This is a genomic window from Microbacterium sp. SD291, from assembly GCF_017355365.1.
Classification (GTDB): Bacteria; Actinomycetota; Actinomycetes; order Actinomycetales; family Microbacteriaceae; genus Microbacterium.
Map to the genome: position 1 here is coordinate 105,981 of NZ_JADIJR010000010.1, position 14,237 is coordinate 120,217.

13 protein-coding genes are annotated in these 14,237 nt (G+C 68.4%); 11 read left to right on the plus strand and 2 right to left on the minus strand.

Annotated features, from left to right (window positions below; all coding sequences use genetic code 11):
• Nucleotides 1-116: 116 nt before the first annotated feature.
• The gene (locus IPV10_RS08010; protein ID WP_207482556.1) at nt 117-800 is read right to left on the minus strand and encodes a YqaJ viral recombinase family protein; all 684 of its coding nucleotides are present in this window, start codon (nt 798-800) and stop codon (nt 117-119) included.
• A gap of 309 nt (nt 801-1,109) precedes the next feature.
• Between IPV10_RS08010 and IPV10_RS08015 the strand changes: the two genes are divergently transcribed.
• The 3 genes from IPV10_RS08015 to rplL all read left to right on the plus strand — a co-directional run bounded on the left by IPV10_RS08015 (nt 1,110) and on the right by rplL (nt 3,352).
• Nucleotides 1,110-2,093, plus strand: coding sequence for a hypothetical protein (locus IPV10_RS08015; protein WP_207482558.1), 984 nt, complete (start codon nt 1,110-1,112; stop codon nt 2,091-2,093).
• A gap of 344 nt (nt 2,094-2,437) precedes the next feature.
• Complete coding sequence (gene rplJ / locus IPV10_RS08020; protein WP_207482560.1) at nt 2,438-2,926, plus strand: 50S ribosomal protein L10; 489 nt, start codon at nt 2,438-2,440, stop codon at nt 2,924-2,926.
• A 48-nt stretch (nt 2,927-2,974) separates the two neighbouring features.
• Nucleotides 2,975-3,352 (plus strand): 50S ribosomal protein L7/L12, encoded by a 378-nt coding sequence (gene rplL / locus IPV10_RS08025; RefSeq protein ID WP_042539579.1) that lies wholly within the window; start codon nt 2,975-2,977, stop codon nt 3,350-3,352.
• 66 nt (nt 3,353-3,418) lie between these two features.
• Here rplL and IPV10_RS08030 read toward each other — a convergent pair whose 3' ends face one another.
• Complete coding sequence (locus tag IPV10_RS08030) at nt 3,419-4,432, minus strand: LacI family DNA-binding transcriptional regulator (protein ID WP_207482562.1); 1,014 nt, start codon at nt 4,430-4,432, stop codon at nt 3,419-3,421.
• Between the two features lie 278 nt (nt 4,433-4,710).
• On the opposite strand from IPV10_RS08030, the gene IPV10_RS08035 reads away from it, so the two are divergent.
• The 8 genes from IPV10_RS08035 to IPV10_RS08070 all read left to right on the plus strand — a co-directional run bounded on the left by IPV10_RS08035 (nt 4,711) and on the right by IPV10_RS08070 (nt 13,740).
• The gene (locus IPV10_RS08035; RefSeq protein ID WP_207482564.1) at nt 4,711-6,030 is read left to right on the plus strand and encodes an ABC transporter substrate-binding protein; all 1,320 of its coding nucleotides are present in this window, start codon (nt 4,711-4,713) and stop codon (nt 6,028-6,030) included.
• Nucleotides 6,031-6,130: 100 nt separating this feature from the next.
• On the plus strand, nt 6,131-7,270 hold the full coding sequence (locus tag IPV10_RS08040) for a sugar ABC transporter permease (protein ID WP_307861086.1): 1,140 nt from the start codon (nt 6,131-6,133) through the stop codon (nt 7,268-7,270).
• Nucleotides 7,267-8,238: a carbohydrate ABC transporter permease gene (locus IPV10_RS08045; RefSeq protein WP_207482566.1), complete on the plus strand. Its 972-nt coding sequence runs from the start codon at nt 7,267-7,269 to the stop codon at nt 8,236-8,238. The genes IPV10_RS08040 and IPV10_RS08045 overlap by 4 nt, the downstream gene beginning before the upstream one ends.
• A gap of 89 nt (nt 8,239-8,327) precedes the next feature.
• Nucleotides 8,328-9,704 carry a cystathionine beta-synthase gene (locus IPV10_RS08050; protein WP_207482568.1) on the plus strand — a complete coding sequence of 459 codons (1,377 nt, stop codon included), beginning with the start codon at nt 8,328-8,330 and terminating at the stop codon, nt 9,702-9,704.
• A 55-nt stretch (nt 9,705-9,759) separates the two neighbouring features.
• Nucleotides 9,760-10,911, plus strand: a complete 1,152-nt coding sequence (locus IPV10_RS08055) for a cystathionine gamma-synthase (RefSeq protein ID WP_207482570.1) — start codon at nt 9,760-9,762, stop codon at nt 10,909-10,911.
• Between the two features lie 147 nt (nt 10,912-11,058).
• Nucleotides 11,059-12,423 carry a multidrug effflux MFS transporter gene (locus IPV10_RS08060; protein WP_374192225.1) on the plus strand — a complete coding sequence of 455 codons (1,365 nt, stop codon included), beginning with the start codon at nt 11,059-11,061 and terminating at the stop codon, nt 12,421-12,423.
• Nucleotides 12,424-12,460: 37 nt separating this feature from the next.
• Complete coding sequence (locus tag IPV10_RS08065) at nt 12,461-13,120, plus strand: phosphatase PAP2 family protein (protein WP_207482573.1); 660 nt, start codon at nt 12,461-12,463, stop codon at nt 13,118-13,120.
• Entirely contained in the window at nt 13,120-13,740 is a 621-nt protein-coding gene (locus tag IPV10_RS08070) for a GNAT family N-acetyltransferase (RefSeq protein ID WP_207482575.1), read from the plus strand. The genes IPV10_RS08065 and IPV10_RS08070 overlap by 1 nt, the downstream gene beginning before the upstream one ends.
• Nucleotides 13,741-14,237: the final 497 nt, after the last annotated feature.

Here is a 14,237-nt window from a genome sequence, read left to right on the forward strand (position 1 = left end):
CGGTCGACGTCGGCGAGCCGGGTGTCGTCGGCTGTGCAGGCCTTCGCTGGACGACGCCCGGCGCGGGTCGCCGACCTGTGCGCACGGCTGATGCGCGACGGGTCGGCCGCTGGTGCTCAGTCGGCCAGTGCCAGCGCCCGGAACGCGTCGCGCTCACGCAGCTGCTCGCGGCGGCCGACGGCTGCGGCATCCTCGAGACGTGCCGGGATCTGCTGCCCTGTGGTGCGGCGGTAGAGCTCGTCGATGAGGGCTGTCGCGAGTCCGACGAGCTTCGCGATCTCGCGGTCGTCTCGGTCGATCCAGACGCACTTCGGCTCATCGTGGATGGGGGAGAAGTCCTCGTGCTCCTCCCACACGAACAGGGTCCGCTCTGCGCCGAGCACGTGCTGCTGCCACCACACCTGGCGGAGGTACGTGCGCGGGATGCCGCGGAAGGCCTTGTTCGTCGTCTTGATCTCGGCGAGCCTGACCTGGCCGTCCGTGTCGACGGCGATGCCGTCGGGTGTCGCCAGGTGGCGGTGCTCGACCTCGGCGCGGAACAGCGCGGACGATGGGAGGATGCCGTGCGTCGCGGCGACCCACGCGGCGATCTCCGGCTCCCGGCGTCGGCCGTGGTCTGTGTAGGCGTTGCCGCCGAAGCGGGGGCCGCCGCCGAGCTTGGAGTCGGCCGCGCGGGCGATCGACTTCTCGCTGGTGAGCCCGGCGACATCCGTCGCGGTGATGCCGCGCGATCGCGCCCGCATCCAGGCGACGCGGTCGCGGGAGTCCGCAACGATGCGCGCTTGGAGTTCCGGGTTCACCCTTCGACCCTAACCCCGGACGCCGACGCTCACTCCCCGCACACGCCGCCCGCGGTCGCTCCCAGTCGGGTGTCCGCGTTCCACCTCACCCCGGCGCCCCATCTGCGCGTCCGCGCCCCATCTGAGAGTCGTCCCTCAAGTGGGGCGTCGGCGACCAGGTGGGGCGCCGCGGATCAGGACGATCGAGGAGAAGCGAGTTCGCAACTGGCGGCGGTCGAGTGCTTCTGCACGGATCGCGATTCGCGCTCAGGTGCGACCGGGCCTGGGGACAAGCCGGAATCGCCGTCGGCCGTGCTCGATGATCGACGGATGCCGAAGAGCATCGACATCCTCGCCGCGCGGGCCCTACTGCACTCGCGCGCAGAGCTGATCGAGAACGGGCTGACCGAGCGCCAGGTCCGTGGTCTCGTCGAGGCGAAGATCCTTCGAAGGGTGCGCCGCGGCCGGTACGTCTACGAAGACGACTGGAAGGATCTGTGGAACGAAGGGCGGCACCTCGTCGAAGTCGTCGCCGCCCGTCTCAATTCCGAGGGGCCGGGACCCGTCTTCTGGGGTCCTTCTGCCGCTGTGCTCCACGGGCTCCCGCTCTATCGGCTCGCGCCGCGCGTGGTGCACGTCGCGACCGTCGATGCGCGCCATGGGCGCACTCACGCTCGGATCACCTGGCACAACGTCGACGTCGACGCCGCTGACATCACGGTGGTCGACGGCATCCGATGCACGACGATCGAGCGAACGGTACTCGACCTCGCGCGCTCGCTGTCTCAGGATGCCGCCGTGTCCGCAACCGACGCCGCGCTGCGGATGGAGGCTGTCACGAGAAATGTGCAGGATGAGGACAGTGCTCGAGAATGGCGCGATCGGATGCTGGTACGCGCCGAGCATCTCCATGGCCGCGGCATTCGCCAGGCGCGTCGGATGATCGCCTTCGCCGACGGTCGGGCTCAGCTTCCGGGCGAAAGCGTGAGCCGGCTGCATCTCAGTCGGCTGGGGTTCACTCGTTTCGACATCCAGATGCACGTGGTCGGAGCCGCCGGAGACGACTACTGGCTCGACTTCGGCTTTCTCGGCGCGCGGTGCTTCGGCGAGTTCGACGGTCTTGGGAAGTACTTCGACGAACGAATGAAAGGCGACCGGTCGACGGCGCAGGTAATGCTCGACGAGAAACTCCGCGAAGACGACATCCGCGGCGTCACGGGCTGGCGGTTGGCGAGGTGGGGTTCATCCCACATCAGCACGCTGGATGCCTTCGCCGAAAGGCTCGCCGCCTTCGGCATCCGCCCACCCGGATGATCGACGCCCCACTTGTCGTCCGCGCCCCACCTGAGAGTCGTCCCCCAGGTGAGGCGTTGGCGTGCAGGTGGGGCGTCGGCGGGCAAGAAGGGAATGGAGAGGCGGGGGATTTGGGGGGACCCGATGCGGTGGGGTACAGTTGTGTCAACCGAAGACCGCTGGTCATCGTCGTGCGCGCAAGTGCACGGTGATCGAAGCTCTGCTCAGCAGGGGCCCGCGCAGGACACGAACTTTCTGAGCTCCGTGCGCTTGCGCCGGAGCTTTTCTGTTTGTCAGGGCCCTGCCGCAGGTCGAGGTCGGTGCCTCACCGCCGTGAGGCGCCTCGTACACACCAAGGAGTGACCATGGCGCAGAAGGATGCATCGGTCGCCGAGCTCACGAAGTCATTCGAGAACTCGTCCGCCGTTCTGCTGACCGAGTACCGCGGTCTGACGGTTGCCCAGCTCAAGGAGCTGCGCAACAGCATCCGTCAGGACGCTGAGTACGCCGTGGTGAAGAACACGCTGACCAAGATCGCCGCCAACAAGGCTGGCATCACCGCGCTGGACGACGACCTCAAGGGTCCGTCGGCCGTCGCGTTCGTGCACGGTGACTTCGTCGCCACTGCAAAGGCTCTGCGTGACTTCGCCAAGGCCAACCCGCTTCTCGTGATCAAGTCCGGCATCTTCGAGGGCAACGCCCTCTCCGCCGACGAGGTCGACAAGTACGCCGCGCTCGAGAGCCGTGAGGTTCTGCTGGCGAAGGCTGCGGGCATGATGAAGGCCACGATGGGCAAGGCTGCCGCCACCATCGATGCTCTTCGCGAAAAGCTGGAGACCGCCGAGGCCGCGTGAGCGACCTGCGTTCTCGATCAACAAACCCCATCTATTAGGAGATACATCATGGCTAAGCTCACCACTGAGGAGCTGCTCGAGCAGTTCGCCGGCCTGACCCTCGTCGAGCTCAACGACTTCGTCAAGGCGTTCGAGGAGAAGTTCGAGGTCACCGCTGCTGCCCCCGTCGCCGTTGCAGGCGCAGGCGGCGGCGCTGCTGAAGAGGTTGAGGAGAAGGACTCCTTCGACGTCATCCTCGAGGCTGCCGGCGACAAGAAGATCCAGGTCATCAAGACGGTCCGCGAGCTCACCTCGCTCGGCCTCGGCGAGGCCAAGGCTGTCGTCGACGGTGCTCCCAAGGCCGTCCTCGAGGGCGCGAACAAGGAAGCCGCCGAGAAGGCCAAGGCCGCTCTCGAAGAGGCAGGCGCCACGGTTACCCTCAAGTAATCGCGTCTCGACGTTCCACGAAGGCCCCGGGGTTCGCCCCGGGGCCTTCGTGCGTCCGCAGGAGCGTCAGCGCGCGGGAGCGGTGGAGTTACGCACCACCAGAGCGGATGCCGCGACCACGTGCTCGATCGGAGCATCCGCATCGGCGATCCTCCGCTGCAGCAGGCGCACGGCCTCCGCTCCCTGCTCGCGCGGGCGCTGCCGGATGGTCGTCAGCGCGAACATCTCGGCGTGCTGATGATCGTCGATGCCGACGACGCTGAGTTCGGCAGGCACCGCGATCCCGAGGCGGCGCGAGGCGATGATCGCCCCGATCGCGGCCTCGTCGCAGACCCCGACGATCGCGGTCGGGCGGGCGCGACGGTCGCCGAGGAGCTCGGCGGCGGCCGCATAGCCGTCGGGCGTCGTCCCGCCCCCGGAGCCAGCGCCGACGATCCGGATGCCGGCACCGAGCCCGGCTGAGGCCATGGCCTCGCGGTAGCCCTCGACCCGGCGGCCGTCGACGAAGCTGCGCGCGGCCGCATCCGCGGCGGTGCCGACGAATGCGACGCGCGTATGCCCCAGCGTGATCAGATGCTCGGTCGCGATGCGCGCGGCCGCGAAGTCGTCTATCGAGACGGAGCTCGCCCCCTCGGCGTGCGGCCCCACGCTGACCAGCGGCCGATCGGGGCGCAGCATCCGCTCGAGCTCCCGCGGCCCCGGCTGGATGCCGGCGGCGATGATGCCGTCGAACCGCTTTCTCGGCAGGATGCCGTCGAACAGCCGGACGCGCTGGTTCGCGCCGGCGTCGAGGCTGTACAGGGTGAGGTCGTACCCCTGCTCGAGGAGCGACTCCTGGATGCCGGCGAGAAGCTCGGCGAAGAACCACCGCTCGAGCGAGGGCATCACGACGCCGACCGTGTGCGTCCGGCCGGTCGCGAGGCTGAAGGCCGAGGAGTGGGCGACGTAGGCGAGCTCCGCTGCGGCATCCGCCACCTTGCGACGGGTGTCCTCCGAGACGTACCCGCGTCCGCTCAGCGCCCTGCTGGCCGTCGCCTTCGACACGCCGGCACGCGCCGCGACGTCCGCGATCGTGCTCATCGGTCCTCCTCGACCACCTGCTTCCCGTGCGCCGGTCGGGCGCACGACGATGACAGCGTAGCCCTTCGCGGCGCGCGAGGGAACCGGTTCCACACTTGCGGCTCGGGAGCGCTCCCATCTTGAGTGCCGATCGCGACGCAAAGGTTGCCAGCTTGTGACCCTTGCCCATTGTGCCGGGGTGCGGATCGCAAGTAGGTTGGCCTGGAATCGGTTCCCGACGGATGCCGCCGTGCGGCGTCGAGGAGGCGGGGGTCATGCACTCGAAGAGGAGAATCCACATGGGTCTGTCACAGCGTTCCCGGCGGCTCGTCCCGCTCGCCCTGCTGGGAGTCGCGGGCGTCGCGCTCGCAGGTTGCGGAGCTCCAGGGGCTCCGAGCGGAGGTGGTGGAGGCGGCGATGGCGAGGATGCCACCGTCACGATCTACGGCACCATCGTCGAAGGCGAGGCCGAACTCCTGCAGGAGACGTGGGCCGACTTCGAAGAGGAGAACGGCATCACCATCAAGTACGAGGGGAGCCAGGACTTCGAGGCTCAGCTCGGCACACGTGCGCAGGGCGGGAACCCGCCGGATATCGCGATCTTCCCGCAGCCGGGTCTGCTCGCCGACTTCGCATCCCGTGACTTCCTGAAGCCCGCCCCGGAGGAGGTCGCGAACAACGCGAACGAGTACTGGACCGAGGACTGGGTCAACTACGGCACGGTCGACGGCACGTTCTACGGCGCCCCGCTGATGGCGAGCGTCAAGGGCTGGATCTGGTACTCGCCGGCGAAGTTCGCCGAGTGGGGCGTCGAGGTCCCGAAGACGCTCGACGAGCTGAACACGCTGACTGCGAGCATCCAGTCCGCCACCGGATCCGCGCCGTGGTGCGCCGGCTTCGAGTCGGGTGTGGCCACCGGCTGGCCGGGCACCGACTGGGTCGAGGACTACGTCCTGCGCCAGGCGGGAACCGACGTCTACGACCAGTGGGCGGCCGGCGAGGTCCCGTTCACCGACCCGCAGATCAAGCAGGCCTTCGACTCGGTCGGGGAGTTGCTGCTCAACCCGAGCTACGTCAACGCCGGCTTCGGCGACGTGCGCTCGATCAACTCCACCGCATTCGGCGATGTCGCGGCCAAGGTCGCGTCCGGCGAGTGCGCGATGACGCACCAGGCATCCTTCCTCTCGGGCTTCTTCCCCGAGGGCACCGAGGTCGCCGAGGACGGCGACGTGTGGGCGTTCATCCTCCCGGGCGAGACCGAGGGCGAGACCACCGTCACCGGCGGAGGCGAGATCGTCGGCGCATTCACCGACACCGAGGCCACGCAGAAGGTGCTCGCGTACCTCTCCAGCCCCGAGTGGGCGAACAAGCGGGTGAGCCTCGGCGGAGTCACGTCAGCCAACAACGGCCTCGACCCGGAGAGCGCACAGGACCCGATCCTTCAGGAGACCATCAAGATCCTGCAGGACCCGGAGACCACGTTCCGGTTCGATGCGAGCGACCTGATGCCCGGTGCCGTGGGCGCCGGCACCTTCTGGAAGGGAATGGTGGCGTGGGTCAACGGCACCTCGACCGACGAGGTGCTCACGCAGATCGAGACCGGCTGGCCCGCCGAGTGATTCACCGAGGAGGGTCGCCCGCGCCGGGCGGCCCTCCTCCTCTCCGGTCTGCGCACCGTCGCGCCGACCGCGATCCGCTCCGCGTCATGAAGGGGAATCCGTGAACGCGACTCTGTTCTTCCGATGGATCGGGATGCTTCCGCCGGTCCTGCAGGCGGTCGTCGTCGTGATCGCGTTCGCGATCGTCGTCGCCGTCATCCTGCTGCTCGTGGACGTCGCGCCGCGCAAGGGGCCGGTGTACACCGGCATCCGGCTGGCGATGTGCGTCCTTATCCCGCTCGCGGTGATGTGGTTCTTCAACTCGTACTACTGGGCGATGGGCGTCGCCGTCGTCGTCGGGGCGCTGTTCTTCTTCCTCGACTACCGTTCCCGCGACGGCGCGGGATATCTCATCCAGCTGGTCGCCTTCATGGCGCCGGCGATGCTCCTGCTGCTGGTCGGCCTGATCCTCCCGTCGATCCAGACGATCTACTCGTCGTTCTGGAACTCGACGGGCAAGCAGTTCGTGGGGTTCGCCAACTACACGTGGATCTTCACGCAGTCCGACGGGATCACCTCGGTCGTGAACACGATCGTGTGGGTGCTGCTCGTCCCCCTCGTGTCCACCCTCGTGGGCCTCGCCTACGCCGTCTTCATCGATCGCACCAGGGGCGAGAAGATCTACAAGGTGCTCGTGTTCATGCCGATGGCGATCTCGTTCGTCGGGGCGAGCATCATCTGGCGGTTCATGTACGCCTACCGCGGCCCGGGCGAGGAGCAGATCGGCCTCTTGAACCAGGTCCTCGTGTGGTTCGGGGGCCAGCCCCAGCAGTTCCTGCTCGACGGCCCGTGGAACAACCTCGCGCTCATCGCCGTCCTGGTGTGGGTGCAGACCGGATTCGCGATGGTCGTGCTCTCGGCGTCCATCAAGGGCGTGCCGGCCGAGCTGCTGGAAGCCGCAGAGCTCGACGGCGCCAACGCGTGGGAGCGCTTCTGGTCGGTGACCGTGCCGTCGATCCGGCCCGCGCTGATCGTGGTGCTGACGACGATCTCGATCGCCTCGCTGAAGGTGTTCGACATCGTCAGGACCATGACCGGCGGCAACTACGGCACCTCCGTGCTCGCCAACGAGATGTACACGCAGTTCTCCAAGTTCGAGGCCGGGCGCAGCGCCGCGCTGTCGGTGATCCTCTTCCTCCTGGTGCTGCCGATCGTCATCTACAACGCGCGCCAGATCAAGAAGCAGCGGGAGATCCGATGAGTCCTTCGACAAGCTCAGGAACCCAGGTCCAGACGGATCAGAGCACCAGGGCGATCACGACCGGCAGCCGGCTCGACGCCTCGGCCGGCCGAGCGCGCAAGCGGCTCAGCCGCCCGTGGGCGTCGATCGCGTCGATCGTGATCGCATTCCTATGGACAGTCCCGACTCTCGGGCTTTTCATCTCCTCCCTCCGCCCGCGCGACGCGATCGACACGTCCGGCTGGTGGACGATCTTCACGAACCCCGAGTTCACGCTCGACAACTACGCCGCGGTGCTGCAGTCGGGCACCACGCAGCTCACGATCATGGAGTCGTTCGTCAACTCGATCGCGATCACGATCCCGGCGACGCTCGTCCCGCTGATGATCGCGTCGATGGCGGCGTACGCGTTCGCGTGGATCGACTTCAAGGGCCGCAACGCGCTGTTCATCTTCGTGTTCGCGCTGCAGATCGTTCCGATCCAGATGGCACTTGTGCCGCTGCTGACGTCGTTCTCGCGCGGGATCAACCTGTTCGGACTGCAGGTCACGCTGGGACTCGACGCGTCCCAGGGGTACGCCCAGGTGTGGTTCGCCCATTCGATGTTCGCACTCCCGCTCGCGATCTACCTGCTGCACAACTTCATGTCGGAGATCCCCGGCGAGATCATCGAGGCCGCACGCGTGGACGGCGCGTCGCGCGGGCAGATCTTCTTCCGAGTGGTGCTGCCGCTGACGATGCCGGCGATCGCCTCCGTGGCGATCTTCCAGTTCCTCTGGGTGTGGAACGACCTGCTCGTCGCGCTCGTCTTCGCCGACGGGCCCGCCGCGCCGATCACGAAGGTGCTCGCCGAGATCACCGGCCGGGGCGAGGGGTGGTACCTCCTCACCGCCGGCGCATTCGTGTCGATCCTGGTGCCGCTGATCGTGTTCTTCGCGCTCCAGCGCTACTTCGTGCGCGGTCTGCTGGCGGGCTCCACCAAGGGCTGACCCTTCGACCGGCTCAGGGACCCAGGGCGGATGCCGCGGCGTGAGCAATACACGCCCCGCCACGGCATCCGCGCCCTTACGCTGAACCCATGAAGTACGCAGACACCATCGTCGACCTCGTCGGCGACACGCCCCTCGTGAAGCTTCAGCACGTCACCGAGGGCGTCGCGTGCACTGTGCTCGTGAAGCTCGAGTACCTGAACCCCGGCGGGTCGGCGAAGGACCGCATCGCGGCGAGGATCATCGATGCCGCTGAGGCGGCCGGCGATCTGAAGCCCGGCGGAACCATCGTCGAGCCGACCAGCGGCAACACCGGTGTCGGCCTGGCGCTCGTCGCGCAGCAGCGCGGCTACAAGTGCGTCTTCGTGCTGCCGGACAAGGTCGGCGAGGACAAGATCGACGTGCTGCGCGCCTACGGCGCCGACGTCGTCGTGACCCCGACGTCGGTGGCCGCCGACAGTCCGGAGTCCTATTACAGCGTGAGCGATCGCCTCGTGCGCGAGATCCCCGGCGCCTTCAAGCCGAACCAGTACGAGAACCCGAACGGACCCCGCAGCCACTACGAGACGACGGGGCCCGAGATCTGGCGCGACACCGACGGCGAGGTGACGCACTTCGTCGCCGGAGTCGGCACCGGCGGCACGATCACCGGCACCGGCCGCTACCTCCGCGAGGTGTCGGAGGAGCGGGTGCACATCGTCGGCGTCGACCCCGAGGGCAGCGTCTACAGCGGCGGCACCGGGCGCCCGTATCTCGTGGAAGGCGTCGGCGAGGACATCTGGCCGGGGGCGTACGACCCGACCGTGCCGCACGAGATCGTCGCGGTGAGCGACGCCGAGGCCTTCGCGATGACCCGGCGCCTGGCGCGCGAGGAGGGCATCCTCGTCGGCGGATCCAGCGGCATGGCCGTCGTCGGCGCGCTGCGCGTGGCGCGCGACCTGCCGGCGGATGCCGTGATGGTGGTGCTCCTCCCGGACGGCGGACGCGGGTATCTCGGCAAGATCTTCAACGACGGCTGGATGCGCTCGTACGGCTTCGCCGACATCGACGACGGGGAGACCATCGCCGACGTGCTCGCGGCACGACCGTCGCGCCGCGCTCACGGCATCCCGGATCTCGTGCACGCCCACCCGACCGACACCGTGCTCGAGGCGATCGGGATGATGACGGAGTTCGACGTCTCCCAGCTCGTGGTGCTCAGCGCCGAGCCGCCTGTGATGATGGGCGAGGTGGTCGGAACCGTTGACGAGAAGGGCCTGCTCGACCTGCTGTTCCGCGGAGACGCGAAGCCGGCGGATGCGCTCGGCGCGCACGTGGGGGAGCGGCTGCCGCTGATCGGCATCCACGCGCCCGTCGCGCAGGCGCGGGCCGCGCTCGCCGACGTCGACGCGCTGCTGGTCACCGAGGACGGCAAGCCGCACACGGTGCTCACCCGGCAGGACCTGCTCGCGTACCTGTCGCGCTGACCCGGGGTGTCACAGCTCGGGCCGGCACGGCCGGTGCGGTCGTAGGCTGAAGAACATGTCCGAGCACTCCTTCGCCACCCGCGCCATCCATTCAGGCCAGAGGCCCGACCCGACCACCGGCGCGATCATCCCGCCGATCTACCAGGCCTCCACCCATGTGCAGGACGGCATCGGCGGCTTCCGCGACGGCTACGAGTACAACCGGGCGGGGAACCCGACGCGGTCGTCGCTCGAGGTCCAGCTCGCGGCGCTCGAAGGCGGCGTGAACGCGCTGTCGTTCGCATCAGGTCTCGCCGCCGAGGACGCGCTTCTGCGCGGCATCCTGAAGCCCGGTGATCATGTCGTGCTCGGCAACGACGTCTACGGCGGCACCTACCGTCTGCTCACGAAGGTGCTCGCGCCGTGGGGCGTCGAGACGTCCACGGTCGAGCTCTCCGAGCTCGACGACGTCCGTGCGGCGATCCGGCCCTCGACGAGGATCGTCTGGGTCGAGACGCCGAGCAACCCGCTGCTGAAGATCGTCGACATCGCGGCGGTCGTGGAGGTCGCGCACGCCGCGGGCGCCGTCGTCGTCGTCGACAACACGTTCGCGTCGCCGGCGCTGCAGCAGCCGCTCGCGCTCGGGGCCGACCTCGTCGTGCACTCGACCACCAAGTACCTCGGCGGGCACTCCGACGTGCTCGGGGGTGCAGTCGTCTTCGGTGACGACCGCTTCTACGAGCAGATCAAGTTCCAGCAGTTCGCGGTCGGGGCTGTCTCCGCACCGCTGGACGCCTGGCTCACCACCCGCGGCATCAAGACGCTCGCCGTGCGCGTGCGCCAGCACGGCGAGAACGCGCAGGCGATCGCCGAGTGGGCGGCGGCCCGTCCCGAGTTCGCGCAGGTCTTCTACCCTGGGCTCGCCTCGCATCCCGGCCATGAGATCGCCGCACGGCAGATGAGCGGGTTCGGCGGGATGCTGTCGCTCGCGCTCGCCGCGGGGCCCGCCGCCGCGCGCGCCTTCGCGGAGTCCACGCGGCTGTTCCAGCTCGCGGAGTCGCTGGGCGGCGTGGAATCGCTGATCGGCTACCCGTCCGACATGACGCACGCGTCCGTGCGGGGCACCGCGCTCGAGGTACCAGAGAACGTGGTGCGGCTCTCGGTCGGCATCGAGGACGTGAGCGACCTGATCGCAGACCTCGAGCAGGCGGTCGCCGGCATCCGCTGATCCGCTCGCGGGTCGTCGCGCGGAGAATCCTGCACTTCATCGTGGGAATGCGGGGTGCTCGGGCTGTAACATGGAGGCTTCGGCTGATCGAATCGATTCGACCCTGAAGCCGACCGAATTCCCGCACCGAACCCCGGAAGGATCGTCGTGTCCGACGCGCCCCGCACCGACTCCGTCACGGTGATCGCTCAGCCCGAGCGCACCGCGACAGGCAGCATCCGCACCTCCTCGTCGACGGGCGCCATCCGCACGCTGGGTTCGAATCCGGCCACCGCGCCGATCATGCTGCACCCGGGGGACTCGATCCCGAACGGCCGGCGTGTGCTGTACATCGTGCTGCTCGGCGCGCTCACCGCGCTCGGCCCGTTCACGATCGACCTGTACCTTCCCGCATTCCCGATCCTCGAGCAGGACTTCGAGACCACGGCCGCCGCGATCCAGCTGACGCTCACCGGCACCATGATCGGCTTCGCGCTGGGACAGCTCGTCGTCGGACCGCTCAGCGACAAGGTCGGCCGTCGCATCCCGCTGATCGTGGTCACCGCGCTGCACGTGCTCGCGAGCGCCGCGGCGGCATTCGCCCCGACCCTGCCGCTGCTGAGCGGCGCCCGCGTGCTGATGGGCGTCGGAGCGGCTGCGGGTGGCGTCGTCGCCATGGCGATCGTGCGCGACCTCTTCGGCGGCAGGCGCCTGGTCGTGATGCTGTCGCGTCTCGCGCTCGTCTCCGGTGTGGCGCCGGTGGTGGCGCCGCTCATCGGCTCGGCGCTGCTGACGCTGATGCCGTGGCGCGGCATCTTCATCGTGCTCGCCGTGTACGGCGTCGTCATGCTGCTCTCGGCGATCCTGTTCATCCCGGAGACGCTGCCGGTCGCGCGCCGGCAGGAGCGCGGCGGCGCCACCGTTCTGCAGCGGTACCGCTCGGTGTTCTCCGACCGGGTGTTCATCGGCGTGCTCATCATCGGCGGGATGACCTTCTCCGGGCTGTTCTCCTACCTCTCCGCCTCACCGTTCCTCTTCCAGCAGACGCACGGGCTGGATGCGCAGCAGTACGGGCTCCTCTTCGCCGTCAACTCCCTCGGCGTCGTGACGGGCGTGCAGTTCGCCTCGCGCCTCGCGGCGCGCTTCGGCCCGCAGTGGGTGATGGCGTACTCGACCGCCGTGCTCCTCGCCGCCGGGATCGCGATCATCGTGACCGATCAGCTCGGCCTCGGCCTCTGGGGCACCGTCATCCCGTTGTTCGTGTTCATGACGGCGTGCGGCTTCACGTTCCCGAACGTCCAGGTGCTGGCTCTCGACCGGCACGGCAAGGCGGCGGGGACAGCGGCATCCGTGATCGGCGCGACCAACTTCGGCGTCGCCGGCCTGATCTCACCCGTCGTCGGCTGGATCTCGAAGGGCGCGGGCATCACCGCGACCACCATGGCCTCCGTCATGGTCGGCTGCGCTGCGATCGGTCTGCTCTCGCTCTGGCTGATCGTGCGCCCGCGAACCGTCGGGATGCTCGCTCCCTGATCCGCTGGTTCAGGGCTCCATCGGACAGAATGGGGTCATGGAGAGGCGTACGCTGCTGTGGTGGGGGACTGGAAGCCTGCTCGCGGCGACGGCACTCGGGGCCCTGATCGTGCTGGGCTTCGCTGATGCGCCGGCGATCGATCGATGGTGGAACACCGCTGTCGCCGCTCAGAGGGCGCCCTGGCTCGTCGCGTTCGCGCACGGCATGAACTTCGTCGGCGGCAGCAGGGGCACGATCTTCATCGTCGGGCCGCTCATCATCATCGCCTTCGTGCTCGCCCGGCGATGGCGATCCGCGGTGTTCGCCGCGATGGCCATGCTGACCAGCGCCGGAGTCGTGCAGGTGCTCAAACACATCTTCGGCAGAGCACGTCCGGATGACATGCTCGTGATGAGCGACTTCGGCTCGTTCCCCTCCGGGCACGTCGCCAACGCCGCCACCGTCGCCGTCCTGGTGTGGGTGCTCTTCCCCCGCATGTGGACCGCGATCGCCGCGGCGCTCTGGGTGCTGGCGATGGCGTACTCGCGAACTCTGCTGTCCGTGCACTGGGCGACGGACACGCTGGGTGGCGCGCTCGTCGGCGCGGGCGCCGTGCTGATGCTGTCGGCCTGGCTGCTGCCGTGGGTCCGTCAGCAGGATCATGCCTCGCCGCCTGCGGCAGGAGTCACAGAGACCGCCCGCACCGAGGAGCTGTAGTGTCCCGCATCCGTCCCTATCGTCCGCAAGACCGCGACGCGCTGTACGAGATCTGCGTCAGGACGGCGGATGCCGGCGGAGATGCGACCGGCATCCTCTCCGACGACATGCTGTGGGGGAATCTCTTCGCCGTGCCGTACGCGCAGCGCCACCCCGATCTCGCCTGGGTGGTCGAGGCCGACGATGACCGCGTGATCGGATACATCGTGGCGACGGACGACACGGATGCCTTCGCCCGGTGGTTCCGCGACGAGTGGTGGCCGGCGTTCCACGAGCGTCACCCTCGTCCGGTCGAGGCCGTCACGCGTGAGAGCCGGATGATCGAGTACGGCTGGAGCCGTGCCCCCGGTCTCGAGGTGAACGCCGCAGAGTACCCCGCGCACCTGCACATCGACCTGCTTCCGGAGACCCAGGGCCAGGGTCTCGGACGCCGCCTGATCGAAACGCTGTTCGCCGAGCTCCGGCGCAGGGGAGTGCGGGGGCTGCACCTGGGCATGGACCCGGACAACACCGGGGCTGCCGCGTTCTACGAGCGCCTCGGCATGCAGCGGCTGCCGGCGGCCACTGGCGGCCAGACCTACGGCGTGCGCTTCGATCGCCCCGAATCCCACGGTGCCTGATAAACAGATGAAGGGCCCCCGCTGGCGCGGAGACCCTTCATCTGTTTGGCGGTGACGGCGGGACTCCGGTGCTCGCTGCGCTCGCTCCTCCCCGAATCCCACGGTGCCTGATAAACAGATGAAGGGCCCCCGCTGGCGCGGAGACCCTTCATCTGTTTGGCGGTGACGGCGGGATTCGAACCCGAATTCGAGCCGCGACCTGACGTAGCGACTCTGGAATCCCGCATGATTATGCGGATCCTTGCTCACCAGAATCACTACGCGCGACACATGGTCACGTATTCTGTTGCCACAGTGTTGCCACGGGGTCTATTCAAGACGCCGTGCCCGGTCGGCTCGGGTGAACACGCCCGCTCCGGTGCCGGTTCAGGTGGGCGTATTTGCGCCACCTGTTCGCCAACAAGCCGCAGCGGCGCATCGCTGAACAAGCCGACCTCAAGAGGTTGGACAGTTGCGGAATCCTTCGCACCTGCCCAGACGTTGTTCAGAGCCTCACT